The 24711-nt window shown below is 56.8% G+C and carries 27 protein-coding genes, 1 tRNA gene and 2 pseudogenes; 21 read left to right on the top strand and 9 right to left on the bottom strand.

Features of this window, described 5'->3' with window-relative positions:
* Positions 1–20: 20 nt before the first annotated feature.
* A complete protein-coding gene (locus tag HCI85_RS12525) occupies positions 21–500 on the top strand; it encodes a TlpA disulfide reductase family protein (RefSeq protein WP_167144951.1) in 480 nt (159 codons plus the stop codon).
* A 3-nt stretch (positions 501–503) separates the two neighbouring features.
* Complete coding sequence (locus HCI85_RS12520; protein WP_167144950.1) at positions 504–779, top strand: acylphosphatase; 276 nt, start codon at positions 504–506, stop codon at positions 777–779.
* A 6-nt stretch (positions 780–785) separates the two neighbouring features.
* Here HCI85_RS12520 and HCI85_RS12515 read toward each other — a convergent pair whose 3' ends face one another.
* The 3 genes from HCI85_RS12515 to HCI85_RS12505 are packed head-to-tail and all read right to left on the bottom strand — an operon-like array spanning position 786 to position 4061.
* Complete coding sequence (locus tag HCI85_RS12515) at positions 786–1358, bottom strand: transglycosylase SLT domain-containing protein (RefSeq protein WP_167144949.1); 573 nt, start codon at positions 1356–1358, stop codon at positions 786–788.
* Positions 1359–1365: 7 nt separating this feature from the next.
* Complete coding sequence (locus HCI85_RS12510; RefSeq protein ID WP_167144948.1) at positions 1366–2319, bottom strand: hypothetical protein; 954 nt, start codon at positions 2317–2319, stop codon at positions 1366–1368.
* Positions 2320–2345: 26 nt separating this feature from the next.
* Positions 2346–4061, bottom strand: a complete 1716-nt coding sequence (locus HCI85_RS12505) for a proline--tRNA ligase (RefSeq protein ID WP_167144947.1) — start codon at positions 4059–4061, stop codon at positions 2346–2348.
* A gap of 160 nt (positions 4062–4221) precedes the next feature.
* On the opposite strand from HCI85_RS12505, the gene HCI85_RS12500 reads away from it, so the two are divergent.
* Positions 4222–4584 carry a PaaI family thioesterase gene (locus HCI85_RS12500; RefSeq protein ID WP_167145753.1) on the top strand — a complete coding sequence of 121 codons (363 nt, stop codon included), beginning with the start codon at positions 4222–4224 and terminating at the stop codon, positions 4582–4584.
* A 65-nt stretch (positions 4585–4649) separates the two neighbouring features.
* Here HCI85_RS12500 and HCI85_RS12495 read toward each other — a convergent pair whose 3' ends face one another.
* Entirely contained in the window at positions 4650–5933 is a 1284-nt protein-coding gene (locus tag HCI85_RS12495) for an OprD family porin (RefSeq protein WP_167144946.1), read from the bottom strand.
* Positions 5934–6671: 738 nt separating this feature from the next.
* Here HCI85_RS12495 and HCI85_RS12490 point away from each other — a divergent pair.
* Together HCI85_RS12490 and HCI85_RS12485 are read left to right on the top strand one after the other, a co-directional pair.
* Entirely contained in the window at positions 6672–7097 is a 426-nt protein-coding gene (locus tag HCI85_RS12490) for an HIT family protein (protein WP_167144945.1), read from the top strand.
* A 3-nt stretch (positions 7098–7100) separates the two neighbouring features.
* The gene (locus HCI85_RS12485) at positions 7101–7307 is read left to right on the top strand and encodes a SlyX family protein (protein WP_167144944.1); all 207 of its coding nucleotides are present in this window, start codon (positions 7101–7103) and stop codon (positions 7305–7307) included.
* Between the two features lie 53 nt (positions 7308–7360).
* Here the strand turns inward: HCI85_RS12485 and HCI85_RS20995 are convergent, their stop codons facing one another.
* From HCI85_RS20995 to HCI85_RS12465, 5 genes and pseudogenes are all read right to left on the bottom strand, one after another.
* Positions 7361–7585, bottom strand: a complete 225-nt coding sequence (locus tag HCI85_RS20995; RefSeq protein ID WP_169852850.1) for a cold-shock protein — start codon at positions 7583–7585, stop codon at positions 7361–7363.
* Between the two features lie 57 nt (positions 7586–7642).
* Positions 7643–7963, bottom strand: a pseudogene (locus HCI85_RS21170) (cold shock domain-containing protein membrane protein); the annotation flags it as partial.
* Between the two features lie 167 nt (positions 7964–8130).
* A complete protein-coding gene (locus tag HCI85_RS12475) occupies positions 8131–9198 on the bottom strand; it encodes a GGDEF domain-containing protein (RefSeq protein ID WP_167144943.1) in 1068 nt (355 codons plus the stop codon).
* A gap of 102 nt (positions 9199–9300) precedes the next feature.
* Positions 9301–9771, bottom strand: a complete 471-nt coding sequence (locus tag HCI85_RS12470; RefSeq protein ID WP_167144942.1) for a Dps family protein — start codon at positions 9769–9771, stop codon at positions 9301–9303.
* 148 nt (positions 9772–9919) lie between these two features.
* Positions 9920–11038 carry an HD domain-containing phosphohydrolase gene (locus HCI85_RS12465; RefSeq protein ID WP_167144941.1) on the bottom strand — a complete coding sequence of 373 codons (1119 nt, stop codon included), beginning with the start codon at positions 11036–11038 and terminating at the stop codon, positions 9920–9922.
* Positions 11039–11329: 291 nt separating this feature from the next.
* Here HCI85_RS12465 and aspS point away from each other — a divergent pair, with 291 nt between their 5' ends.
* From aspS to nadA, 16 genes and pseudogenes are all read left to right on the top strand, one after another.
* Positions 11330–13105, top strand: coding sequence for an aspartate--tRNA ligase (gene aspS / locus HCI85_RS12460; protein ID WP_167144940.1), 1776 nt, complete (start codon positions 11330–11332; stop codon positions 13103–13105).
* 103 nt (positions 13106–13208) lie between these two features.
* Positions 13209–13958, top strand: coding sequence for a YebC/PmpR family DNA-binding transcriptional regulator (locus HCI85_RS12455; RefSeq protein WP_167144939.1), 750 nt, complete (start codon positions 13209–13211; stop codon positions 13956–13958).
* A gap of 242 nt (positions 13959–14200) precedes the next feature.
* A complete protein-coding gene (gene ruvC, locus HCI85_RS12450; protein WP_090252604.1) occupies positions 14201–14725 on the top strand; it encodes a crossover junction endodeoxyribonuclease RuvC in 525 nt (174 codons plus the stop codon).
* A gap of 23 nt (positions 14726–14748) precedes the next feature.
* The gene (gene ruvA / locus HCI85_RS12445) at positions 14749–15354 is read left to right on the top strand and encodes a Holliday junction branch migration protein RuvA (RefSeq protein ID WP_167144938.1); all 606 of its coding nucleotides are present in this window, start codon (positions 14749–14751) and stop codon (positions 15352–15354) included.
* Positions 15354–16406, top strand: coding sequence for a Holliday junction branch migration DNA helicase RuvB (gene ruvB / locus HCI85_RS12440; RefSeq protein WP_167144937.1), 1053 nt, complete (start codon positions 15354–15356; stop codon positions 16404–16406). The genes ruvA and ruvB overlap by 1 nt, the downstream gene beginning before the upstream one ends.
* 52 nt (positions 16407–16458) lie before the next feature.
* A pseudogene (gene ybgC / locus HCI85_RS12435) lies at positions 16459–16933 on the top strand (tol-pal system-associated acyl-CoA thioesterase).
* The gene (gene tolQ / locus HCI85_RS12430) at positions 16914–17609 is read left to right on the top strand and encodes a protein TolQ (protein WP_090252616.1); all 696 of its coding nucleotides are present in this window, start codon (positions 16914–16916) and stop codon (positions 17607–17609) included. The pseudogene ybgC and the gene tolQ overlap by 20 nt, the downstream one beginning before the upstream one ends.
* 33 nt (positions 17610–17642) lie before the next feature.
* On the top strand, positions 17643–18095 hold the full coding sequence (tolR, locus tag HCI85_RS12425) for a protein TolR (RefSeq protein ID WP_090252619.1): 453 nt from the start codon (positions 17643–17645) through the stop codon (positions 18093–18095).
* Entirely contained in the window at positions 18095–19045 is a 951-nt protein-coding gene (gene tolA / locus HCI85_RS12420) for a cell envelope integrity protein TolA (protein ID WP_090252621.1), read from the top strand. Before tolR ends, tolA begins: the two co-directional genes overlap by 1 nt.
* The gene (gene tolB / locus HCI85_RS12415) at positions 19042–20340 is read left to right on the top strand and encodes a Tol-Pal system beta propeller repeat protein TolB (protein WP_167144935.1); all 1299 of its coding nucleotides are present in this window, start codon (positions 19042–19044) and stop codon (positions 20338–20340) included. Before tolA ends, tolB begins: the two co-directional genes overlap by 4 nt.
* Positions 20341–20409: 69 nt before the next feature.
* A complete protein-coding gene (gene pal, locus HCI85_RS12410; RefSeq protein WP_090252626.1) occupies positions 20410–20907 on the top strand; it encodes a peptidoglycan-associated lipoprotein Pal in 498 nt (165 codons plus the stop codon).
* Between the two features lie 6 nt (positions 20908–20913).
* Complete coding sequence (gene ybgF / locus HCI85_RS12405) at positions 20914–21735, top strand: tol-pal system protein YbgF (RefSeq protein WP_167144934.1); 822 nt, start codon at positions 20914–20916, stop codon at positions 21733–21735.
* Between the two features lie 261 nt (positions 21736–21996).
* Positions 21997–22644, top strand: a complete 648-nt coding sequence (gene queE / locus HCI85_RS12400) for a 7-carboxy-7-deazaguanine synthase QueE (RefSeq protein ID WP_160087520.1) — start codon at positions 21997–21999, stop codon at positions 22642–22644.
* A gap of 1 nt (position 22645) precedes the next feature.
* Entirely contained in the window at positions 22646–23320 is a 675-nt protein-coding gene (gene queC / locus HCI85_RS12395) for a 7-cyano-7-deazaguanine synthase QueC (protein ID WP_167144933.1), read from the top strand.
* Positions 23321–23378: 58 nt separating this feature from the next.
* Positions 23379–23454, top strand: a tRNA-Lys gene (locus HCI85_RS12390).
* A 166-nt stretch (positions 23455–23620) separates the two neighbouring features.
* Positions 23621–24679 (top strand): quinolinate synthase NadA, encoded by a 1059-nt coding sequence (gene nadA / locus HCI85_RS12385; RefSeq protein WP_167144932.1) that lies wholly within the window; start codon positions 23621–23623, stop codon positions 24677–24679.
* The last annotated feature ends 32 nt before the right edge of the window (positions 24680–24711 follow it).

Genomic DNA, 24711 nt, shown 5'->3' with positions numbered 1-24711 from the left:
TTGAATCAGGGAGCGAATGCATGGCAATGCATTTCCAGGCGATCATTCGTGCTGTTGCGGTTCTAGGCATAGGTCTGATTCTGGCCGGCTGCGCTGAAGACATTGGCGTCGATCAATATGGACGAAAGGTAGCGGTTGAGCGCCTGGAAGGCCAGTGGTTAGTGATTAATTACTGGGCGCAGTGGTGTGCGCCTTGCCGTACCGAGATTCCTGAACTCAATGCCTTGGAAAAACAACTCAAGAAACAGTCTGTGCAGGTGCTTGGGGTGAATTTCGACGCGTTGCAGGGCGAGAAACTCAGTAAGGCCGCGCAAGATATGGGCATTACGTTTACGGTGTTGGCGCAGGACCCGGCCGATCGCTATCAGTTGCCGCGTGCAGAAGTGCTGCCGGTGACGTACATCGTTGACGATCAGGGGCGCATGCGTGAGCGCTTAATGGGTGAACAGACGGCGGCTGGTTTAACGGCTCGCTTGGCTGCACTCAAGGCGGAGGGCTAAGTCGTGGCGCGCATTTGCAAGCATGGTTACGTCAGCGGTGGCGTACAGGGTGTCGGTTTTCGTCACGCGACTGCAAAGCACGCTGAGCGTCTGGATCTGGATGGCTGGGTGCGTAACGTGGTCGACGGTCGGGTCGAAGTACTGTTTGAAGGCGATGAGGCTGCTGTGGCTGAGCTGGCAAGTTGGTTAGAGCGGGGGCCCGAGGCTGCCGACGTAACCCAGTTGGAACTGCAGAATCATGCGTTACAGGGGATCGCCGGATTTATCGTACGCCGCTAAATAAGCTCAGGGTTTGACGTACCAGAAGTCGTGCCAGAAACCGACCACCTTGGCGGAGTAGGTGTGCTTGCCCAGGCTGCCGTTGTAGCGTGCCAGCGCCCGGTTCAGATCGCCGTTTTCCTTGCGCAGATAGAAGCTGAGGATGGTACAGCCATAGCGCAGGTTAGTGGCGGTGTCAGTGAGGTTATCTTGCGGCCGGCCCAGTTCGGCTTTCCAGAAAGGCATCACCTGCATCATGCCTTGAGCGCCAACGGATGAGATGGCGAAACGGTCGAAATGGCTTTCGGCATGAATCAGTGCAATCACTAAATCAGGGCGTAAGCCCGCCTTACTGGCTTCACGATGCACGAGCCGTAGCAGGCTCAGGCGCTCCTCAGCATCCGGAATATAGCGGCGCAGACGTGTGGACATATCCAGCAGCCAGACTTCGGCCTCGAAACGATCCTGAAAGCTGTCCGCCTGGGCCACGGTCTGTTGCAGCAGCGCGCGCAGTTCCGGCTCAGGCGCCTGACGCACGTCGGCATACGCCGCACCGCAGAGCAGCAGGCTTAGTACGGCGCAGATCAGGCGCTGCCGCATGAATGTGTCAGTCGTTGCCAGGGTCGGCAACCAGGCGGCCGGCGTCTTTGGTTAGGGCCTGCAGGAAGATTTTCTGCAGTTCCGGATCGTTGCGCGTCAGCTCGATCAGGCTCTGCTCCAGTTCACTGGCTTCTTCCTCAAGCCCCAGCTCGGAAAGACGTTTAACCCGGTGTACCCACTGAGCCACATCGTCGCCTTCAAGATCGTTGTAAATCAGCTCGTGAGCTTCTTGAAGCTTGCCGCGCAAGGTGCGACTGACTAACAGGGAGGCATCAGCACGCGCTGAGCCCTGATCATCTTCAACCGTCAGCAGCAGAGTGCTGACGCGCGTTACATCCTCTTCGGCAAACGGGCTGTCGAGCAGGTTCAGGCGCAGGATGCCGTTACGGTCGGTGAGCAGTTCATGGATCTGTTCGCCGGCTTTGACGCGCACAGGGCGCTCGGCCCATGGCAGGCTGGAATACTCCAGGCGTGCATCTTGACGGTGCTCTTCAAGGCTGGCGAGGTTCTGCTGTGAGCGACCGTTGGATTCAACGTTCATTGCCGGATTGAGCCCAGCAAAGCCATAGCTGATCCAGTCCTTGGTGACGGTATCCGGCAGGCTGCCGAGCAATACCACATTGAGTGCATTGGCACCGATGCCGCCAACGACCGCCAGTGCTCCCAATGGCACTTCATACAGCTCACGCCAGGGCTGATAGGGGGTGTAGCGGTCATAGCGACGTGTCACGTCAAACGCTGTGACCTCAAAGGTTTTCTGCTCATGCACGCGTACTCGGCGCTGTGGCAGCTCCAATACACGTGGTTCACCGACATCAATCTGCAGGCTGTGATCGAGCAATTTGCGCTCGACGCGCTCCTCATGCTCGCTACGTTGCGGCAACTGGTTGGCGCAACCGCTGAGTAGCAGACAGCCACCCACAAGGGTGGCGATGAGGCTGAGGGTGTTTCGCTTGAACATGACGACTCTTGCTAAAGGGGCTGAGATCAGTGGCTGATGCGCGCCTGGATAAAGCTCAGGATATCGGCGACAGGTACCGCCTGGGCTTCAGTTTCCTTTCGGCTCTTATACTCCAGGTTGCCTTCGGCCAGGCCGCGATCGCTGACTACGATGCGATGCGGGATGCCTATAAGTTCCATATCTGCGAATTTGATGCCCGGGCTGGTCTTTTTGTCACGGTCATCAAGCAGTACCTCGAAACCGGCAGCTGTAAGCTCGGCATACAGCTTGTCGGTGGCTTCGCGCACGGCATCAGTTTCGTAACGCAACGGCACTAGGGCGATATGGAAAGGTGCGAGGGCGTCATTCCAGAGAATGCCGCGCTCGTCGTTGTTCTGCTCGATAGCGGCCGCCACTACGCGGGAAACGCCGATGCCATAGCAGCCCATGGTCAGTGTGACCGGCTTGCCGTTTTCGCCGAGCACCTGACAATTCAGCGCTTCGCTGTACTTGGTGCCTAACTGGAAGATATGCCCGACTTCGATACCGCGTTTGATTTCCAGGGTGCCTTTGCCATCCGGACTCGGGTCGCCAGCCAGCACGTTGCGCAGGTCAGCAACCTCTGGCAGCGGCAGGTCGCGCTCCCAGTTGACGCCGAAATAGTGTTTGTCGTCAATGTTAGCGCCAGAAGCGAAGTCGCTCATCAGGGCAACCGAGCGGTCGATGATGCACGGGATTGGCAGGTTGACCGGGCCTAGCGAGCCAGGGCCGGCGCCGATGGCTGCGCGAATTTCGGCTTCGTTGGCGAAAACCAATGGGCTGGCAACCAGCTCCAGGTTGGCGGCCTTGATTTCGTTGAGTTCGTGGTCGCCGCGCACGATCAAGGCAACCAGGGTGCCTTTCTTAGCGCCATGCACCATCAGGGTCTTGATGGTTTTCTCGATGGCCATGCCAAAGCCTTGTACCAGTGCGTCAATGGTCTTGGTATCCGGTGTTTCAACCATGCGCATGGTTTCAGTTGCCGCACCGCGACTGCTCTCGCGCGGAACCGCTTCGGCCTTCTCGATGTTGGCGGCGTAGTCGGAGCTGTCGCTGAAGGCGATATCGTCCTCGCCGGAGTCGGCCAGTACGTGGAACTCGTGGGAGCCAGTACCACCGATCGAGCCGGTATCAGCCTGCACGGGGCGGAAGTTCAGGCCCAGGCGGGTAAATACATTGCAGTAGGCCTGGTGCATGCGGTCATAGGTTTCCTGCAGCGAAGCCTGGTCAACGTGGAAGGAGTAGGCGTCCTTCATGATAAATTCGCGACCACGCATTAAGCCGAAGCGCGGACGGATTTCGTCGCGGAACTTGGTCTGGATCTGATACAGATTGATCGGCAGCTGCTTGTAGCTGTTCAGCTCATTACGAGCCAGATCGGTGATCACTTCTTCGTGGGTCGGGCCTGCGCAGAAATCGCGGCCGTGACGATCTTTCATGCGCAACAGCTCTGGGCCGTACTGCTCCCAGCGGCCGGACTCCTGCCACAGCTCTGCAGGCTGAATGCCGGGCATCAGCACTTCCAGCGCGCCAGCGGCATTCATTTCTTCGCGCACGACCTTCTCAACCTTGCGCAGTACGCGCAGGCCCATGGGCAGCCAGGTATACAAGCCGGAAGCCAGCTTGCGGATCATGCCGGCACGCAGCATCAGCTGATGACTGATCACTACAGCATCGGATGGGGTTTCTTTCAGAGTCGAGAGCAGGAACTGGCTGGTACGCATATTTGGCTGTTCTGTCGGTTGCAAGAGATTTTGAATGGCCCGCATTGTACGGTGCCTATACAGATGCGTACAGGATGCAGGCGTGTGCTTATAAAAGGAGGGGAGTGTGTCGATCTTAACGGCGGAACAGGTTCAGGCGCTGATTCGGGCAGGGTTGCCGATGGCGGAAGACATCAACTTGTGTATCGATCGGCTGGACGGCAATGGGGCGCTCGCCCGGGTGCCATTTCACAGCAAACTGATTCGCCCAGGTGGCACCTTGTCCGGGCCGACCATTATGGCGTTGGCAGACGCGGCGATGTATGCGGTGGTGCTAGGCAGTCTCGGTCGGGTAGAGATGGCCGTGACCTCGAATTTGAACATCAACTTTCTGGTTAAACCCAAGCCAGTTGATCTGTTAGCCGAAGCTCGGATATTGAGATTGAGTCGCAGGCAGGCTGTTTGCGAAGTGTCTGTTTATTCGCAGGGCAACGAAGAGGAGTTGGTGGCGCATGTAACGGGGACTTATGCGTTGCCATTGTAAGTTTTCAGCAAATAAGAAAAAGCCCGACCTAGGTCGGGCTTTCTTTACCTGCTAAACGGTCTGGATTACAGAACGCTCAGTGGGTATTCAACGATCAGACGGAAATCGTTGTTGTCGGAGCCGTAGTTGGCATTCTGCGAGTTGTTAGCGCGGTAAATAGCGCTACGAACACGGAACGACAGGTCTTTGGCTGCACCTTCTTGGATTACATACTTGGTTTCGAAGTTGAATTCGTTCTCTTCACCTTCATCAACGCCAACGCCGTAGTCGATGTTGTCGCCGGTTACGTAGCGAGCCATAAAGCTCAGGCCAGGCACGCCGTAGGTCTCCATGTCGATGTCGTAACGAGCTTGCCAAGAGCGCTCATCTTTACGATCAAAGTCGGAGATTTGAATCGAGTTTGCGAGGTAGATTGTACCGCCGCCATCAATGCCGTAGTTATAGGAAGTGTCGCCGGACGAGCGCTGGTGGGCGACAGTGAAGGTGTGAGCCCCGAGGGAGTAAGCGGCTGCTAAGCTCCAAATCTTGTTGTCGATTTTACCGGATAGTTTGCGACCGTCGTCGTCCGTTTTATACGCGTTAAAATCAAAGTTCAGAGCCTGTTCGTCTGCGAGTGGCAGGTTATAGTTCAGGTTGATGTATTTCTTTTTGAGGTGATCTTCGACGTCGGAAGCATGAATTGCACCGCTGAAGTTCTCAGTAAAACTGTAGCTGGCACCAACAATATTGGCTTCAGTCAGTTTGCGACCATCACGGCCTGTTGCTGTTTGACGGCTGATGGCTGTGAAACGACCAGCTGTCAGTTCAAGGCCTTCGATTTCGTTGCTGGTGACCAGAGTACCCGTAGCTACTTCAGGCAGAATACGTGCATCGTCGGTAGAAAAAACAGGGCTGGCAACAATCTGATTGCCGTATTTCAGTACTGTATCAGAGATACGGAATTTGATTGCACCACCGACTTCACTCTGAGTGTCCTCAGCTTCGCCTGCGCCATTCTTAGAAAATTGACCAAGGCCTGCACGGCCTTTGCCGGTGTCCAGCTTGATGCTGCTCAGCGAGTGAGCGTCTACACCCACACCGACGGTGCCTTGAGTGAAGCCAGATTCATACATCAAGCGAATGCCCAGGCCGAACTCTTCGCTGTAACCATTGCGCTTGCTTGAAGCTTTGTCGGTGGTAGTGTTTGCGCCGTTTTTGTAATCACGGTTGTGATACAGGGCACGGTTGAAGATATTGAAGCTGCTGTCCTCAACAAAGCCCTTGGATTCGGACTGGCTTGAAGCCACTGCCATTTGGGTGGTGCCCGCTGCTACTGCGAGGGCGATTACGCTCCACTTCATCACTTGCATCGTGATTGCTCCTTTGGTTTAGAAAAGTTGCGCCGTCCGGCTGGTTGTTATATGGACGACTCTTTCTTTTTGTGTCGGCGGTAACTTATAGCACGCTGCCAATGTTGGCGATAGTTGCAATCTATTCATTACGATTTCTTCACGGCTGTGTCGCAAAAGCTTATGAGTCATGTCGCATTTTTGTAGATGCACTTGGCGTGATCACAGTCAAAGCTGACGGATTTTTGCGCCTGAATGTTGGTCGCATGGGCTGCCAAACGGTGCAGGTCGATTCGTCACAGTTTGACTAGCAATAGTCGTGCACAAAACCCTAAAAGCTGAATTTTTATCTTCGATTTGATCTTTCCGATCAAGGTTTTCGGGGGTTGCATCGGTTTGCGTGAGGTTTTTTAGCGGTTCCATCTGTTTTTTATCTGGCTTGTAGGCGTTTTTCTGGGCTACTTCTGTTCTGTTTTCAATTGCTTGCAGTCCTGCGCTCGTGGTGCGACAGGAGGCTGTTCTGTGAGGATTACCGAAGGGAACAGTTTTGGTGCGCTTGCTGGGGGTGGTATTGGGGTGTGCTGTCTATTGGTGCGCTGAGGTGGGCCTGTTCGCGGGTGTCACGTTTCCAGCTTCGGCGTATCCTGCTCAGCCACCTTACTGCTGGGCGGCAGTAAGGTGGCTGACCAAGTATCGCTGTGTGCTGGGTTCGAATGCGTTCAATACTGAGTCAGTGGGTTTTCTAAAAGGTGGATGGTTATGTTCGTTCTGGATTCACGTTTGCAGCAAGATGCGGTATGGGTCGGGGATTACCCGTTATGCAGCCTGCTGCTGATGAATGATGCGCAGTACCCCTGGTTTATCCTGGTGCCACGTCGTGAAGACGTCAGTGAGTTGTTCCAGCTGGATGGTGCTGACCAGCTGCAGCTATGGCAGGAAACCAACGGCCTTGCCGAAGTACTCAAGGATTGTTTTGCGGCGGACAAAATGAATGTCGCGACCTTGGGCAATGTGGTGAGTCAGCTACATATGCATGTCATCGTTCGGCGTCGCGAGGATGCTGCGTGGCCGGCGCCTGTTTGGGGTAAGCATCCAGCGCAGCCATACACGCCTGAGCAATTGGCCGTATTAAAAGACCGTTTACGCCTGGTTTTGACTGGGGATTTTTGTTTTGCTGAGAGCTGACTGGTGGACATAGACGAACGCATTAACGACTTGCAAAGCCGGTTGGCCTTTCAGGACGATACTATTCAGGCGCTCAATGATGCGCTGGTGGCGCAACAGCGGCTTCTGGAGCGTTTGCAGCTGCAGGTGGCTGCGTTGATCAAGCGTCAGGATGAAGTGAGTTCGCAGTTCGGGATGACTCAGGATGAGGCGCCGCCGCCCCATTATTGATTGTCCATAAATGCAAAAGGCCCGCAATGAGCGGGCCTTTTGCGTTGTGGCATTTAGCGCCGTGCAGGCAGTGCGGCGATGACATCTTCGGCTTGTAAGCCTTTGTCACGTTGCATTACGGCAAACTCAACTCGCTGGCCTTCGACCAGTACGCGGTGACCTTCGCCGCGAATGGCCCGAAAGTGCACGAAAATGTCGTCGCCCGAGTCACGCGAGATAAAGCCGAAACCCTTCGAGGTGTTGAACCACTTAACGGTACCTGTTTCGCGGTCGCCCAGATCTTGCGAGCTTGAGGTGTTGCGCGATTTAAGGCGCAAGTTGGCCGCCAGGTGAACGGCTACGGCGGCAGCGATAATAAGCAGGCTAAACAGGCTGGCCGGTTGGTTGGCAATGACTGGCAGTGGGGCGAGTAGAATCAATGCTTGCAGCAAAGTGCCGAGTACCAGTAATGCGGAGACCAGGTTTTGCGCTTGATGGCGCAGGCCGGCATGCCAAATAGGCAGTTGTGGAGCAAGCAGCAGGTTCAGCAAGCCAAACAGAGCAAGGCACAGTGCGCTGGGTTGTTCCAGGAGTGGTTGGGGCGTGTCGCCAAAGTGGGGAGCAAAAGAAAGCAGCAGGGCGAGGGCGCCCGTCAGAAGGTGGACAATTTTCAACATGTTCAATGGGCTCGCTTAATTCAAAGAGTCAGCAGAAATGGCTGGCTGCGCGTATTGGGCATTGCAAGGGGAGTAGTAAAAGCGCGTGGTACCAGCCTATGTGCTGACCTATGGATGCAGGTCAGCAGCACGGCACGTATTTAACAGCAAAGAGGTGGGGTTCTCAATCAAGCACTAAGCGCTGTTTCACTTGGTATGGGGCTTATCTGGTTGCGGCCATCACGCTTGGCTTGATAAAGCGCGTCATCGGCACGTGTGAGCAAGGTTTCCAATGTGTCACCGCGTTCGGCAAGGGCGAAGCCGAAAGACGCGGTAATGCTGTCGAGTACTTCATCTGTGCGGCGCACTTTGATGCGTAAAGACTGGATCTTCAGGCGCAATTGCTCGGCAAAGGCATAGGCCGTGGTGTTATCAAAACAATCTCGAAGGATGATGCAGAATTCTTCGCCGCCGTAACGTGCTGCTATGGCACGAGCGGGAAGTAGGTCGCGCAACAACTGGCCAACGTGCTGAAGGACGCGATCTCCCAGGGGGTGACCGTATTGGTCGTTGAACTGCTTGAAGTGATCGATATCGAGCATTACCAGTGCGACACCGTCGTGTTCTGTACTCAGTGTCTGCTCTAGCAGTTTGCTAAAGGCGTTGCGGTTGAAAACCTGAGTCAGGCTGTCCAGTGTCGCGGCGATGTGCGCGCGTTCAAGCTGGCTGCGCAGGCTCTTGATCTCTTGCTGGGCGGCATTTAGGCGGTAGAGGAATTTGTCTTGCTGGTCCTGCATTAACTGCGTGCTCTGCTGCAGTTCATTCAAAACATTGGGCAGGTCATCAATGACCGGCTCATGCAGGGCCGCTAGGCCGTGCTCGAGACTGATTTGATAATTGCGGCTGCCGATGATGCTGCGCGATACATTGCCTTCGATGTCGTCGACCAGCTCAATGACCTGCTGTTGGCCGGCGCGCGCCTCTTCGAGCTCACCATTGATGATGTAGTCGCGGAACAGCTTGGCTGCGGTTTCAGGCGGGAAACTGTCAAAGTCGGCGACGGTTTTTTCCAGGCGACGGTTGAGCTCAGGTTCCAGGCCTTTGCTGTAGGTGTACCAGAGGGCGTAATGCACGGGGTTGGGGGGGATGTCATGGCGCATCATGAGCGGTACCGCCTTCTTCAGAAGCGCCGCTGCGTCGCGGGTTTCCTCGGGGTACAGTTCCAGAATGCTGGGAGCTTTAGCGGGTTTGTTCATGCACGTCACTGTGGCCAAGTTGCAATTGACCAAAGCATAGAACAGCTGCTGGGCAAGCGCCTAGCAAAAGGCCCGCAGATGCGGGCCTTTTGCATGATTTACCTACGCGGCTAGAAGACTGCGCAGCATCCAGGCGGTTTTTTCATGCACCTGCATGCGCTGGGTCAACAGGTCCGCAGTGGGCTCGTCGCTGACTTTGTCCAGCAGTGGGAAGATGCCGCGGGCTGTACGCACTACAGCTTCCTGGCCCTGAACGAGCTGCTTGATCATATCTTGTGCGTTTGGTACGCCTTCCTCTTCTTTGATCGAGGAGAGGCGGGCGTAAGCAGCGTAGGTACCGGGCGCTGGGAACCCCAGGGCACGAATGCGTTCGGCAATCTGGTCGACGGCCAGCGACAGTTCGGTGTACTGGCCCTCAAACATCAAGTGCAGGGTATTGAACATCGGGCCTGTGACGTTCCAATGAAAATTATGGGTTTTCAGGTACAGGGTGTAGGTGTCTGCGAGTAAGCGCGACAGGCCTTCGGCGATGGCTGCGCGGTCCTGCTCGGCAATTCCAATATTGATTTCCATACCATTTCTCCTCTCAGGTGGCTCGGGGTTTGGCTGCCCGCATAATGGGCAGAGACTACCATGGGTTTTACCGAGCTTTATCGTGGTTTATATCAATGCGAGTGATGATTGGAGGCTACTAAGGGGTGTGGGTTCAATTTTTCTTGGGTTAACGATGTGCCAGTTCTGGGTGCTGTTGCAGGGTCTGGTTGAATAGCTCGACCCAGTGTGTGCTGAACTGCCGCCCGGCGAGGTTGTTGATTTCCAAAATGGCGCGCAGGAGTGGGCGTTTATTCAGGGTCTGGTGCGCGCGTTCATGGGTGCGGGCTTCAAAGGTGTCGACGATATTGATTATCAGGGCGCCGGGGCTGGTTTCGATCTCTTTCAGGCCTTTAGGGTAGCCGCTGCCGTCGGCGTGCTCCTGATGCTGCACCGTTATTTCAGCCGCAGCATCCCAGCGTGGCATCCGCTTGAGCAGGTCGTAGGCGAGCCGCGGATGGGATTGCATTTGCCGGCGCTCTTCGCGGTTAAAGTTGGCTTCCTTGTGCAGCATCTCCAGTGGCAGAAAAGCCATGCCCAGGTCGTGCAGGCAAATGGCGGCGGCCAGTTGCTCTGGTTGTTCTGGGTTGCCGCCCATTTGGTTGATCGCTAGGGCCAGGTCAAGCTGGCGCAGGCCGCGACCTTGCCAGAAGTGTGAGCGGCGTTCGCTTGCTTGCATCAGGTCGACAAAGAACAGCAGGTCAGCGTCGGGTTCGATGCCGTAGCGTCTGAGTACATCAGCGGCAGCTGGGTTGTCTGCAGCAACAACCTCAGGAGGTTTGGAGCTGGGATCAAGCTCTTGTAGTAGTGCGCTGCGGATGCCGATTTGTTGGCTTGTTGGCGCGATAGCCAGTGCGCTGAGAGAGCGGCTGAGTGCCTTGCTTTGAGCCGGATTAAGCTGTGGCGCTTGGCCCCCAAGGGCATGGCGGATCTGTTCTTTCAGGTGGTCGAGGGTCAGTAGCAGGATATCGCCGAGTAGGCTGTCGAAGTGCAACTGGCCTTCGCGCAGGCACGACAGCACATCTTCCATGGCTTGCGGTACGCTCATCAGCGAATCCAGGCCGATATAGCCCAGGTTGCCCTTGAGGGTGTGTACCAGGCGAAATAGCTCGCGCAGGCGCTCGCGGTCATCGGGGGTGTGCTCAAGCTCGATCAGTAATTGCTCGCAACGCTGGAATTGTTCGCTGGATTCCAGGCGAAAGTCAGCCAGCAAATCACTGGGTATTTCAGCCAGGTTCGGTGTGGCCATAAGCCTCTCCACTTATCGACAGTTAAAGAGCTGCATGCCTGAGTATAGGAAGGGCTGACAAAAGCGCGTGGGGCGGCGGCTGCAAGTGGCGGCTTAACCATATATAATCTCGCGCTTTGCCGCTTTTGTCGGGCGAACAGTGGGCTGCGTATGCGCCGCTGATCGTTTCGCGCCCCCTAAAGGCAGCACAATTGCGGAAAATGGCGCCTGCGCCAGCCGGTTGACCGGCCCACGAGCGTCGCATTCATTGCGGCCCAACGAATTCAAGACTCAAGAGAAGCGACCACCACCATGATGCGCAGCCATTATTGCGGCCAACTGAACGAGAGCCTGGACGGCCAGGAAGTCACCCTTTGCGGTTGGGTACATCGCCGTCGTGACCATGGCGGGGTGATTTTCCTCGACATTCGTGACCGCGAAGGTCTGGCTCAGGTGGTATTCGACCCGGATCGCGCGGCGACCTTCGCCACCGCCGACAAGGTGCGCAGCGAATACGTGGTCAAGATCACCGGTAAGGTGCGTCTGCGTCCGGCCGGTGCCGGCAACGCCAACATGGCCTCTGGCGCTATCGAAGTGCTGGGTTATGAGCTTGAAGTGCTGAACGAAGCGGAAACCCCGCCGTTCCCGCTCAACGAATACACCGACGTGGGCGAAGAAACCCGCTTGCGCTACCGCTTTATCGACCTGCGTCGTCCGGAAATGGCGGCCAAGCTGAAACTGCGCTCAAGCATCACCAGCAGCATCCGTCGTTACCTGGATGACAACGGCTTCCTTGATGTGGAAACGCCGATCCTCACCCGTGCCACACCAGAAGGCGCGCGTGATTATCTGGTGCCGAGCCGCACTCATGCCGGCAGCTTCTTCGCTCTGCCGCAATCGCCGCAGCTGTTCAAGCAACTGCTGATGGTTGCCGGTTTCGACCGTTACTACCAGATCGCCAAGTGCTTCCGCGACGAAGACCTGCGTGCTGACCGTCAGCCGGAATTCACCCAGATCGACATCGAAACCAGTTTCCTCGATGAAGCCGACATCATGGCCATCACCGAGAAGATGATTCGCCAGCTGTTCAAGGAAGTGCTCAACGTCGAGTTCGGCGAGCTGCCGCACATGACTCTGGCCGAAGCCATGCGCCGCTTTGGTTCCGACAAGCCAGACCTGCGTAACCCGCTGGAACTGGTGGACGTGGCTGACCAGCTGCAAGCAGTCGACTTCAAGGTGTTCAGCGGCCCGGCCAACGATCCGAAGTGCCGCGTTACCGCACTGCGCGTGCCGGGCGGGGCGAGCATGCCGCGCAGCAAGATCGACGAGTACACCAAGTTCGTCGGCATCTACGGCGCCAAGGGCCTGGCTTACATCAAGGTCAACGAGCGCGCCAATGGTGCCGAAGGCCTGCAGTCGCCGATCGTCAAGAACATCCCGCTGGACAACATCAACGTGATCCTTGATCGCGTCGGTGCCGTGGATGGCGACATCGTGTTCTTCGGTGCCGACAAGGCCAAGATCGTCAGCGAGGCCCTGGGCGCGCTGCGCATCAAGCTGGGTCATGACCTCAACCTGCTGACCTGCGAGTGGGCGCCGCTGTGGGTCGTCGACTTCCCAATGTTCGAAGAGAACGACGACGGCAGCCTGACCGCAATGCACCACCCGTTCACTGCGCCAAAATGCAGCCCGGCTGAGCTGGAAGCTAATCCGGCGGCTGCGTTGTCGCGTGCTTACGACATGGTGCTCAACGGTACCGAGTTGGGCGGCGGTTCGATCCGTATCCACGACAAGGCCATGCAGCAGACCGTGTTCCGCGTGCTGGGCATCAGCGAAGACGAGCAGCAGGAGAAGTTCGGCTTCCTCCTTGATGCCCTGAAATTCGGCGCACCGCCCCATGGTGGCTTGGCCTTCGGCCTTGACCGCCTGGTGATGCTGATGACCGGTGCGCAGTCGATCCGTGAAGTGATTGCCTTCCCGAAAACCCAGAGCGCGGCCTGTGTGATGACTCAGGCGCCGGGTGAGGTGGATAACAAGTCGCTGCGTGAACTGCACATTCGCCTGCGCGAGCAGCCGAAAGCGGAATAAAGCGTCACAAGAAGCCTGGTTTACCAGGCTTCTTCTTTATAGCGGCCTGAGAGACTCGAACTCTCCCGCCTCGAAATCGAATATGAAACAACCGGAGTGAGTTATGGCTGGTCATTCCAAGTGGGCCAACATCAAGCACCGCAAAGGGCGTCAGGACGCCAAGCGCGGCAAGATATTCACCAAGCTGATTCGTGAGTTAACGGTCGCTTCAAAGCATGGCGGTCCGATCCCGGCGGACAACCCGCGTCTGCGTCTGGCGGTGGACAAAGCACTGACCAACAACATGTCGCGCGATGTAATTGACCGTGCCATCGCCCGTGGTGCCGGCAATAACGAAGCCGATAACGTGGTCGAGCTGAGTTACGAAGGCTATGCGCTGGGCGGCGTGGCGATCATCGTTGAAGCCATGACGGACAATCGTAATCGCACGGCGGCTGAAGTTCGGCATGCTTTTACCAAGTGTGGTGGCAATCTGGGTACCGATGGTTCGGTGGCCTATATGTTCGATCGCAAGGGACAAATCAGCTTTGCTGCAGGTGTGAGCGAAGATGCCTTGATGGAAGCCGCGCTGGAGGCCGGTGCCGATGATGTGGAAATGGCCGAAGACGGCTCAGCGCTGGTGTCCACCAGCTTCGCTGATTTCCATGGGGTTAACGAGGCGCTCCGAGCGTCTGGCTTCAAGGCTGCAGAGGCGGAAATCGCCATGATCCCGTCGATCAGTGCACCGATTACCGACCTGGAAACTGCGCAGAAAGTCATCAAGCTGATCGACATGCTCGAAGACCTTGATGATGTGCAAGAGGTCTATCACAACGCTGAGATTCCTGACGAGATCATGGAGCAGCTTGGCTGAGTGTTTGCGGCTAGAGCAGAGCCGGAGGTGTTCAGGTTGTTGGCCTGAGCACTCCGGTTTTTTTATGGCTGGTTGTCCAGGCTGCTAAGCGGCATGCCGCTGTGACCCGATATGAATGATGCGCGGTCATTTTTATAACTTGCGCCGGATGACGCGGGCTCAGGCGGGCTCTATACTCGCGAGCTGGATAAATAGACAGTGTGTCGGCCAAGTTGGCAGGCGCCTTGAGTGGGCGGTAAGGCATGACCTTGATCCTTGGCATCGACCCCGGCTCGCGTATCACCGGTTACGGTGTGGTGCGTGATACTGGGCGCAACTGCGAATATGTCGCCTCGGGCTGCATACGCACGGGCAATGGTTCGATGCCAGAGCGTCTGCAGGTGGTGTTTCGCGGTGTACGCGAGGTGATCGAAACCTACGGGCCGGTGACCATGGGCATCGAACAGGTATTTATGGCGCGCAACCCGGATTCAGCGCTCAAGCTCGGTCAGGCGCGCGGTGTGGCCATCGTTGCGGGTATTGAGGCGGGGCTGGATATTGCCGAATACACCGCGACTCAGGTCAAACAGGCCATTGCCGGCACCGGTGGCGCGGATAAGGAGCAGGTGCAGATGATGGTCATGCACCTGCTCAAGCTGGTGCAGAAGCCACAGATCGATGCTTCTGACGCCTTGGCGATTGCCTTGTGTCATGCCCACCATCGGCAGAGTCTGATTCCCCATGGCCTGGTCGGTGCCAAGCGGCGCGCTGGTCGCCTTCGTTTGTAACGTCATTTTTAAGGAAAGTTGCGGTGATCGGACGTTTGCGTGGCACCTTGGCGGAAAAGCAGCCGCCGCATGTGATTATTGACATAAATGGTTTGGGTTATGAGCTGGAAGTGCCCATGACCACCCTGTACCGTTTGCCCGCAGTGGGCGAGCCGCTGACTCTGCATACCCATCTGGTGGTTCGCGAGGATGCGCATCTGCTGTATGGCTTTTTTGAGAAGCGTGAGCGTGAGTTGTTTCGTGAGCTGATTCGCCTTAATGGTGTTGGTCCGAAGCTGGCATTGGCGCTGATGTCCGGGCTGGAGGTCGATGAGCTGGTGCGTTGTGTGCAAGCGCAAGATACCTCGGTGCTGGTGAAAATCCCGGGTGTTGGCAAGAAAACCGCCGAACGCCTGCTGGTTGAGCTGAAAGACCGCTTCAAAGCCTGGGAAGCCGTGCCTGGCATGTCGCACCTGGTGGTGGAACCTCGCGGCGGTAGTGCAGTCACAAGCGCGGAGAATGATGCAGTCAGCGCACTTATTTCGCTCGGCTACAAACCCCAGGAAGCCAGTCGCGCCGTCTCAGCTATTAAGGAAGACGGTTTGAGCAGTGAAGATATGATTCGTCGAGCCCTGAAGGGAATGGTCTAGTGCTAGAAGCTGATCGCCTGATTACTGCTGCCCCGCGTGACCGTGATGAGCAAGTTGACCGTGCCATTCGCCCACTAAAGCTGGCCGAATACATCGGCCAGCCGAGTGTGCGCGAGCAGATGGAACTGTTTATCCAGGCGGCCCGTGGCCGTAGCGAAGCGCTCGATCACACGCTGATCTTCGGTCCGCCCGGTCTGGGCAAGACCACTTTGGCCAATATCATTGCTCAGGAAATGAATGTCTCGATCAAGAGCACCTCGGGCCCGGTGCTGGAGCGGCCGGGTGATCTGGCGGCGTTGCTGACAAATCTGGAGCCGGGTGATGTGCTGTTTATCGATGAAATTCATCGCCTGTCGCCGATTGTCGAAGAAGTGCTGTACCCGGCTATGGAAGACTTCCAACTCGACATTATGATCGGCGAAGGCCCGGCTGCGCGCTCGATCAAGCTTGACCTGCCGCCGTTTACCTTGGTCGGCGCCACCACGCGCGCCGGCATGTTGACCAACCCCTTGCGTGATCGCTTCGGCATCGTCCAGCGGTTGGAGTTCTATAACACCGAAGACCTGGCCACCATTGTCATGCGTTCGGCGGGGATTCTCGGCTTACCCATCGAGCCCCACGGGGCCTTTGAGATTGCCCGACGCGCCCGCGGTACACCACGGATTGCCAACCGTCTGCTGCGCCGTGTGCGCGACTTCGCCGAGGTGCGTGCGCAAGGCGATATCACCCGTGAGATCGCCGACCTGGCGCTGAATCTGCTGGATGTTGACGAGCGTGGCTTTGATCACCAGGACCGACGTTTACTGCTGACCATGATCGAGAAGTTTGACGGCGGGCCGGTGGGCATCGATAACCTCGCGGCTGCTATCAGTGAAGAACGCCACACCATCGAAGACGTGCTCGAACCTTATCTGATTCAGCAGGGTTACATCATGCGAACCCCGCGCGGTCGGGTTGTGACGCGGCATGCCTACTTGCACTTTGGCCTGAATATACCCAAGCGCATGGGCGAACTGCCCACGGCGGACTTGTTTGGGCGTGATGATGACTAAGAAAAAATACTTGTCGAAGACGATTGGCAAGATCGGGAGCTGGCACTAGAGTATGCGCGCGCAAAACGGAGTTACGCCGTTCACCCATTGTTGTCGGGTTTATTTCGAAGACACCGATGCAGGCGGCATCGTCTACTACGTCAATTACCTCAAATTTATGGAACGGGCTCGTACCGAGCGCCTGCGTGATCTGGGCTTTCTCCAGTCGACGTTGGCCGAGGAGGGCCTGTTGTTCGTTGTGCACTCGGCTGAAGCGCGCTACCACGCGCCAGCCAAGCTCGACGATGAGTTGCTGGTGAGCGCTGAAGTGATTGAATTGAACCGTGCCAGCCTGCGTTTTCGTCAACAGGTCAGGCGAGCAACGGATGATGCGCTGCTTTGTGAAGGGCAGTTTATGGTGGCCTGTGTGCGCGCCGACAATTTGAAACCCCGGGCTATTCCCCAAGCTCTGCACACGGCCTTTGCCGGGCAGGGCGGCGCGGGTACATCTAGAGCAGGAGAGTAAGCGTGGAAGCCAACGCCGTTGACCACATGTCAATGTGGAGTCTGATCAGCAACGCCAGTCTGGTAGTACAACTGGTAATGCTGACACTGGTGGCCGCATCGGTCATGTCCTGGGTCATGATCTTTCAGCGCACTGCGCTGCTGCGGGCAGCCAAGCGCGCGCTGGATAACTTCGAAGAGCGCTTCTGGTCGGGTATTGACCTGTCCAAGCTTTACCGCCAAGCGGGCAGCAACCCGGACCCGGACTCAGGTCTGGAGCAGATCTTTCGCGCTGGTTTTAAAGAATTCTCGCGTCTGCGTCAGCAGGCCGGTGTCGATCCGGATGCAGTGATGGACGCGGTGGCACGTGCCATGCGTGTGGCCATTTCGCGTGAAGAAGAGAAGCTTGAGCAGAGCCTGCCGTTCCTTGCCACCGTTGGCTCGACCAGTCCCTATATCGGTCTGTTCGGTACCGTGTGGGGCATCATGAACTCCTTCCGTGGCCTGGCTCAGGTGCAGCAAGCAACCCTGGCCACTGTGGCGCCTGGTATTGCCGAGGCGCTGATCGCCACTGCCATCGGTCTGTTCGCTGCGATTCCTGCGGTTATCGCCTACAACCGTTTTGCTGCCCGTGGCGAAATGCTGATCGGTCGTTACTACACCTTCGCCGATGAGTTCCAGGCGATTCTGCACCGCAAAGTCCACACCAGCGACGACTAAGCCTTAGGCACTCTTTACGAAAGGTTTTAAGCCATGGCCAGAATTCGCAACAGACGCAAGCCCGTCGCCGAGATGAACGTAGTGCCTTACATCGATGTGATGTTGGTACTGCTGGTGATCTTTATGGTGACCGCGCCCATGCTCAACCAGGGGGTCAAGGTCGATCTGCCGAAAGTCAGCAGTGAAGCCCTGCCGCAAGATAACAACGCGCAGGTGTTGACCATCTCGATCAAGGCCGACAAGACCTATTACTGGAATATGGGCACTGAAGTCGATGTCGACACAGTCCAGGACAAAGCGCTGACATTGGAAGAGATGACCCGGGCTGTGACGGCGATCATCAGCCAGAGCCGGGCCACCGGTAAGCAGGTTCAGGTGTTTGTGCGCGGCGACAAAACCGTTGATTACGGCACCATCATGGCGGCCATGGGCGGTTTGCAGCAGGCTGACGTGGGTAACGTCGGGCTGATCACTGAGGCCCCCTGATGCACGACCAGCGCGAACGCTCGCCTTCGGAAAGTCTGTTTTGGCCGGTTGTCTGGGCTGTAGGCCTGCACGTCATCATGTTTGCCATGTTGTTCGTCAGTTTCGCCTTTGCCCCGGATCTGCCGCCGGCCAAACCGGTGGTGCAAGCCACCCTGTACAAGCTGCAATCACAAAGCCAGGCCACCACTCAGACCAATCAGAAGATTGCAGGCGAAACCAAGAAAACCACCGCTCCTGTGTACGAAACCGAGCAGCTTGAACAGAAAAAAGCTGAGCAGGAAAAAGTAGCGGCCAAGGCTGCGGAACAAAAGAAAGCGCAAGAGGTTCAGAAAGCCCAAGAGGCCAAAAAAGCCGAGGCTGACAAAAAGGCTGCTGAGCAGAAGAAGCTCGCTGATGTAGCCAAGAAGAAAGCCGCGGATGAGGCGGCGAAGAAAAAAGCCGCTGAAGATGCAAAGAAAAAAGCGGCAGAAGAGGCGAAGAAGAAAGCCGCCGCTGAAGCTGCAAAGAAGAAAAAAGCGGATGACGCCAAGAAAAAGGCGGCAGAAGCGGCGCAGCGTAAAGCTGTAGAAGACAAGAAGGCTGCTGCATTGGCCGAGTTGCTTTCTGAGGATGTCGGGCGCCAGCAGGCAATCGCTGACACGGTCGGCGATGAAGTCGCTGGTAGCCTGGATGATTTGATTGTCATGCTGGTCAGCCAGCAATGGCGGCGTCCGCCATCTGCGCGTAATGGCATGAGTGTAGAAGTGCTGATCGAAATGCTGCCTGATGGCACCATTACTAACGCAAGCGTGACGCGCTCCAGTGGCGACTCGCCATTTGATAACTCTGCTGTACAGGCGGTGCGTAACGTCGGCCGTATTGCCGAAATGCAACAGCTGGATCGCGCCACTTTTGATCGCCTTTACCGGCAGCGTCGCGCTGTCTTCAAACCGGAGGATTTAGGTCTGTGAATACCCTGATGCGTATTGTTCTGCTCGGTCTGACCATACTGGTCGGCACCGTTCAGGCCGCTGATCCACTGATGATTGTTAATGGAACGGACCGTGCCACCCCCATCGCCGTAGTGCCGTTTGGCTGGCAGGGCGGCAGTGTGTTGCCCGAGGATATGGCTGAAATCATCGGCAATGACCTGCGCAATTCCGGGGTATTCGAGCCGATTCCTCGGCAGAACATGATCAGCCTGCCGACTCAGGCGGCTGAAGTGATCTACCGCGATTGGCAAGCGTTGGGGGCGCAGTACGTACTGGTTGGCAACATTGTGCCGAACGCTGGTCGTCTGCAGATCCAGTTCGCCTTGTTCAACGTCACCACTCAGCAGCAGGTCATGACCGGCAGCGTGGGTGGCGGTGTCGATCAGCTGCGTGACATGGCGCACCATATCGCCGACCAGTCCTTCGAGAAGCTCACCGGCGTTAAGGGTGCGTTCTCGACGCGTATGCTGTATGTAACAGCCGAGCGTTTTGCGGTTAACAACACCCGTTACACGCTGCAGCGCTCCGACTATGACGGCGCCCGTGCAGTGACTCTGTTGCAATCGCGCGAGCCGATTCTTTCGCCGTCGTTCGCTCCGGATGGTCGTCGTATTGCTTACGTCTCTTTCGAGCAGAAGCGTCCGCGCATTTTCGTGCAGCACATCGATACCGGTCGCCGCGAGCAGATCACCAATTTTGAAGGCCTGAATGGCGCGCCAGCCTGGTCGCCAGACGGTAACCGTCTGGCGTTCGTGCTGTCACGTGACGGCAACCCGGAAATCTATGTGATGGACATGGGCTCTCGCCAGCTGCGCCGTGTGACCAATCAGCCATCGATTGATACCGAACCATTCTGGGGTAAGGACGGTCAGACCCTGTACTTCACCTCGGATCGCTCCGGCAAACCACAGATCTACAAGACCAATATCAACGGCGGTTCGGCAGAACGTGTGACCTTTATCGGTAACTACAACGCCAACCCGAAACTTTCCGCTGATGAGAAAACCCTGGTGATGATCCATCGCCAGGATGGTTACACCGTGTTCAAAGTGGCGGCGCAAGACCTGCAGCGCGGCAATTTGCGGATACTTTCAGACACCAGTCTGGATGAGTCGCCTACTGTCGCGCCCAACGGCACCATGGTAATCTACGCCACCCGCCAGCAGGGCCGGGGAGTCTTGGTGTTAGCGTCCACCAATGGTCGCGTGAGGCTCCCTCTTCCTACCGCTCAAGGCGAAGTTCGAGAGCCTTCTTGGTCCCCTTACCTGAACTGATGCGGTGCTACACCTTTTTTGCTGTCTGAAATACTGCTTAACACACTGGGGTTCATTAGGAGTTACATGATGGAAATGCTGAAATTTGGTAAGTTTGCTGCCCTGAGCCTGGCTCTGGCCGTTGCAGTTGGTTGCTCCTCGAAAGGCGGCGACGCTGCTGGCGAAGGCGCTACCGATCCAAACGCTGGTTACGGTGCCAACACTGGCGCTGTTGATGGCAGCCTGAGCGAAGAAGCTGCTCTGCGCGCTATCACCACCTTCTACTTCGAATACGACAGCTCCGACCTGAAGCCAGAGGCCATGCGCGCTCTGGACGTGCACGCCAAAGACCTGCAAGGCAATGGCGCTCGCGTAGTTCTGGAAGGCCACGCTGACGAGCGCGGTACTCGTGAATACAACATGGCTCTGGGCGAGCGTCGCGCCAAAGCTGTGCAGCGTTACCTGGTACTGCAGGGCGTTTCGCCAGCTCAACTGGAACTGGTTTCCTACGGTGAAGAGCGCGCAATCGCCACTGGCAACGACGAGTCCTCCTGGGCTCAAAACCGTCGCGTCGAACTGCGTAAGTAATTCGATATGAGTACGTGCCGTCGTGCTTTAACCGTTTTGGCGCTCAGCCTGCCGCTTGCGGCGTGGGCTGAGGTTCCCGTGGTGGATAACAATGCCGGTTACGGCAGCAGTTACCCGCCTGCTGGTTACGGTACGTCCGGCACCTCCGTCGCGACAGGGGCTGCTGCCCCTGTCACGGCGCAGGGCATGCTGTTCAACCAGTTACAGCAGATGCAGGAAGAGATCGCGCAGCTGCGCGGTACGCTGGAAGAGCAACAGAATGAAATTCAGCGTCTGAAACAAGAAAGCCTGGAGCGTTATCAGGATCTTGATCGACGTGTGAGTGGTGGTGCAGCAGGTGCTGCAGTCGGCCAGAATTCTTCAACTGCCGGTGCAATTAATGTCGGTGGTACGCCTACTCCGCCAGCGGCGGGGCAGGCACAAGCGCCGGCCAGTAATGAGCCGGCCGATCCAGCAAAGGAAAAGCTGTTTTACGAAGCGGCCTTTGATTTGATCAAAGCAAAGGACTTCGACAAAGCCAGTCAGGCTTTTGCCGCTTTCCTGCGCAAATACCCCAACAGTCAGTACGCCGGCAACGCGCAGTATTGGCTGGGCGAGGTAAACCTGGCTAAGGGCGATTTACAGGGCGCTGGCCAGGCTTTTGCTCGGGTCAGCCAGACTTACCCGAGCCATGCCAAAGTGCCGGATTCGCTGTTCAAGCTGGCTGATGTCGAGCAGCGTCTGGGCAACAGTGACAAAGCCAAGGGCATTCTGCAGCAAGTAATTGTGCAGTACCCAGGCAGCTCGGCAGCTCAGCTGGCGCAGCGTGATTTGCAGCGCTTGCCTTAAGAGCTGAATGCTTGATCAAGAAACCCGCGTTTAGCGCGGGTTTTTTATTGGCAGCCATTACTGCTTTTCCCCCACGGGGTGGTTGCTGAGTAGCGTTAAAGATTTCCCAGATTTTTATGGTCAGCCATCCTGGCGGTCAGTCTCTGTCCGTCGCCGCGCGACGTTAAAAATTTCACCCTTAATCTATTTCGTATACAATCCGCGCCCCTTTTCCCGCAACGGAGGCGGACAGCCTGTTTAGCTGTCACGCCCGTGGCTGATATGCAAGATACCCTGCGCATTACCGAGATTTTCTACTCGCTGCAGGGCGAGACGCGCACCGCCGGCTTGCCGACGGTGTTCGTTCGCCTGACCGGCTGTCCGCTGCGTTGCCAATACTGCGACACCGCCTATGCCTTCAGTGGTGGCGAGATCATGTCTCTGGACGCCATCGCCCTGCAGGTGGCCGGCTACAAGCCGCGTTATATCTGTGTGACTGGTGGTGAGCCGCTGGCGCAACCTAACTGCATTCCTTTGCTCAAGCGTCTGTGTGATGCCGGATATGAGGTGTCACTGGAGACCAGTGGCGCTTTGGATGTTTCCGCTGTCGATCCGCGGGTAAGCAAGGTCCTCGACCTGAAAACCCCGGGCTCGGCCGAAGTGGCGCGTAACCGCTATGAGAATATTGACCTGCTGACGCCGAATGATCAGGTCAAGTTCGTGATCTGCTCCCGTGAGGACTATGACTGGGCGGTGAGCAAGCTGATCCAGTACCGCCTGGATCAGCGCGTTAGCGAAGTGCTGATGTCGCCGAGTCACCATGAGCTGGATGCGCGTTCGTTGGCTGAGTGGATCATTGCCGACAACCTGCCGGTTCGCCTGCAAATGCAGCTGCACAAGATTCTCTGGAATGATGAGCCGGGACATTGATATGAGCGATAAGAAAGCGGTAATTCTGCTGTCAGGCGGCCTGGATTCGGCCACCGTGGTGGCGTTGGCCAAAGCCGATGGCTACAGCTGTTACACCATGAGTTTTGATTACGGTCAGCGGCATCGCTCCGAGTTGCATGCGGCCGAGCTGGTGGCGCGGCAGTTGGGGGTGGTTGAGCACAAGGTGATCGGCCTGAACCTGAATGGCATGGGTGGATCGGCGCTGACTGATTCCAGTATCGAGGTGCCGGAAAGCCCGACCGAAGGCATTCCGGTAACTTACGTGCCAGCGCGCAATACGATTTTCCTGTCGCTTGCGCTGGGTTGGGCCGAGGTGTTGGGCGCTCGGGATATTTTTATCGGTGTGAACGCGGTGGATTATTCCGGTTACCCCGATTGCCGTCCGGAGTTTGTTGAGGCTTTCGAGCGTATGGCCAATCTGGCTACCAAGGCCGGTGTAGAAGGGCAGGGCTTTCGCATTCAGGCTCCACTGCAGGCCATGAGCAAGGCCGAGATCGTTCAGGCTGGCGTTCAGCAGGGCGTTGATTACGCGCTGACTGTCTCTTGCTACCAGGCTGATGATGAGGGCCGTGCCTGCGGTAAATGCGACAGCTGCCGTCTGCGTGCAGCGGGCTTTACTGCCGCCGGGTTGGTTGATCCCACTCGTTATTTCTAAAAAATTTTCCGCGAAGTGTTGAATTCCTGAATTAAATCAGTATCATGCGCCTCGCGTCGGGTCGTTAGCTCAGTTGGTAGAGCAGTTGGCTTTTAACCAATTGGTCGTAGGTTCGAATCCCACACGACCCACCATATTCCCTTCTTCGGAAGGTTAAAGAAGCCTGAAAGTTCTTATAAAAGAATTTTCAGGTTTTTTTTTATCCGTAATTTACTACCTGTGTCTGGCCGTAAGCTGTCTGCGCCGTGCCATGCAGGCGGTATACTCGCTGCACTGAAAGCATATTCAGAGCCTGATGACATGACCCAGATTTCCGAACGCCTGCTGGTACAAGCACACCTCGATGCCAAGCAGCCCAAGCCGCTCACGCCTGAGCAAGAGGCTTTTTACCGCAGCGAAATCGCCGCAGAGCTGAAAAAGCAAAATGCCGTACTGGTCGCACACTATTACTGCGACCCCGTGCTGCAGGCGCTGGCCGAAGAAACGGGCGGCTGCGTTTCCGACTCGCTGGAGATGGCCCGCTTTGGCAATCAGCACCCGGCGCAGACTGTGTTGGTGGCCGGCGTTAAATTCATGGGCGAAACAGCAAAAATCCTTAATCCCGAAAAGCGCGTGCTGATGCCGACGCTTGAGGCGACCTGCTCGCTTGATCTGGGTTGTCCGGTGGAAGAGTTTTCGGCGTTCTGCGATCAGCACCCACAACGCACGGTGGTGGTGTATGCCAATACCTCGGCGGCGGTGAAGGCGCGGGCTGATTGGGTGGTGACCTCCAGTTGCGCGGTGGAGATTCTTGAGCACCTGATGGATAACGGCGAAAGCATCATCTGGGCACCGGACCAGCACCTGGGGCGTTATATCCAGAACAAAACCGGCGCCGACATGCTGCTGTGGGACGGCGCCTGCATCGTCCACGAAGAGTTCAAAGCCAAGCAGCTGGAAGATATGAAGGCGCTGTATCCGGATGCCGCCGTGCTGGTGCACCCCGAGTCGCCGACAGCGGTGATCGATCTGGCCGATGCAGTGGGTTCTACCAGTCAGCTGATCGCCGCTGCGCAGCGTCTGCCGAACAAGACCTTTATCGTAGCCACCGACGCCGGCATCTTCTACAAGATGCAGCAGCTGTGTCCGGACAAGGAGTTTGTTGCCGCGCCCACCGCCGGCAACGGCGCTGCTTGCCGTAGCTGCGCGCATTGTCCGTGGATGGCTATGAATACTCTGCAGCGCACCTTGGAGTGCTTGCGTGAGGGTAGTAACGAGATATTCGTCGACCCGGCATTGATCCCCAAAGCGATCAAGCCGCTCAAGCGTATGCTCGACTTTACCCAGGCCGCGCGGCTCAAGCTGAGCGGCAACGCTTAAGCGAGCTGTATAAAAAAGCCAGGCATTTGCCT

It is taken from the genome of Pseudomonas sp. OTU750018 (assembly GCF_011636575.1).
Classification (GTDB): domain Bacteria; phylum Pseudomonadota; class Gammaproteobacteria; order Pseudomonadales; family Pseudomonadaceae; genus Aquipseudomonas; species Aquipseudomonas peli.
Note: the sequence above shows the minus strand (reverse complement) of the source record. Positions and strands in the feature narration are given on the sequence as shown.

What these genes read in the sequence shown, in the direction of transcription:
- HCI85_RS12525 (WP_167144951.1), top strand. Translation starts at nt 21, where the DNA reads ATGGCAATGCATTTCCAGGCGATCATTCGTGCTGTTGCGGTTCTAGGC.
- HCI85_RS12515 (WP_167144949.1), bottom strand. Translation starts at nt 1,358, where the DNA reads ATGCGGCAGCGCCTGATCTGCGCCGTACTAAGCCTGCTGCTCTGCGGT.
- HCI85_RS12510 (WP_167144948.1), bottom strand. Translation starts at nt 2,319, where the DNA reads ATGTTCAAGCGAAACACCCTCAGCCTCATCGCCACCCTTGTGGGTGGC.
- HCI85_RS12505 (WP_167144947.1), bottom strand. Translation starts at nt 4,061, where the DNA reads ATGCGTACCAGCCAGTTCCTGCTCTCGACTCTGAAAGAAACCCCATCC.
- HCI85_RS12500 (WP_167145753.1), top strand. Translation starts at nt 4,222, where the DNA reads ATGGCGGAAGACATCAACTTGTGTATCGATCGGCTGGACGGCAATGGG.
- HCI85_RS12495 (WP_167144946.1), bottom strand. Translation starts at nt 5,933, where the DNA reads ATGCAAGTGATGAAGTGGAGCGTAATCGCCCTCGCAGTAGCAGCGGGC.
- HCI85_RS12490 (WP_167144945.1), top strand. Translation starts at nt 6,672, where the DNA reads ATGTTCGTTCTGGATTCACGTTTGCAGCAAGATGCGGTATGGGTCGGG.
- HCI85_RS12475 (WP_167144943.1), bottom strand. Translation starts at nt 9,198, where the DNA reads ATGAACAAACCCGCTAAAGCTCCCAGCATTCTGGAACTGTACCCCGAG.
- HCI85_RS12470 (WP_167144942.1), bottom strand. Translation starts at nt 9,771, where the DNA reads ATGGAAATCAATATTGGAATTGCCGAGCAGGACCGCGCAGCCATCGCC.
- HCI85_RS12465 (WP_167144941.1), bottom strand. Translation starts at nt 11,038, where the DNA reads ATGGCCACACCGAACCTGGCTGAAATACCCAGTGATTTGCTGGCTGAC.
- aspS (WP_167144940.1), top strand. Translation starts at nt 11,330, where the DNA reads ATGATGCGCAGCCATTATTGCGGCCAACTGAACGAGAGCCTGGACGGC.
- HCI85_RS12455 (WP_167144939.1), top strand. Translation starts at nt 13,209, where the DNA reads ATGGCTGGTCATTCCAAGTGGGCCAACATCAAGCACCGCAAAGGGCGT.
- ruvC (WP_090252604.1), top strand. Translation starts at nt 14,201, where the DNA reads ATGACCTTGATCCTTGGCATCGACCCCGGCTCGCGTATCACCGGTTAC.
- tolR (WP_090252619.1), top strand. Translation starts at nt 17,643, where the DNA reads ATGGCCAGAATTCGCAACAGACGCAAGCCCGTCGCCGAGATGAACGTA.
- tolA (WP_090252621.1), top strand. Translation starts at nt 18,095, where the DNA reads ATGCACGACCAGCGCGAACGCTCGCCTTCGGAAAGTCTGTTTTGGCCG.
- pal (WP_090252626.1), top strand. Translation starts at nt 20,410, where the DNA reads ATGGAAATGCTGAAATTTGGTAAGTTTGCTGCCCTGAGCCTGGCTCTG.
- ybgF (WP_167144934.1), top strand. Translation starts at nt 20,914, where the DNA reads ATGAGTACGTGCCGTCGTGCTTTAACCGTTTTGGCGCTCAGCCTGCCG.
- queE (WP_160087520.1), top strand. Translation starts at nt 21,997, where the DNA reads ATGCAAGATACCCTGCGCATTACCGAGATTTTCTACTCGCTGCAGGGC.
- queC (WP_167144933.1), top strand. Translation starts at nt 22,646, where the DNA reads ATGAGCGATAAGAAAGCGGTAATTCTGCTGTCAGGCGGCCTGGATTCG.
- nadA (WP_167144932.1), top strand. Translation starts at nt 23,621, where the DNA reads ATGACCCAGATTTCCGAACGCCTGCTGGTACAAGCACACCTCGATGCC.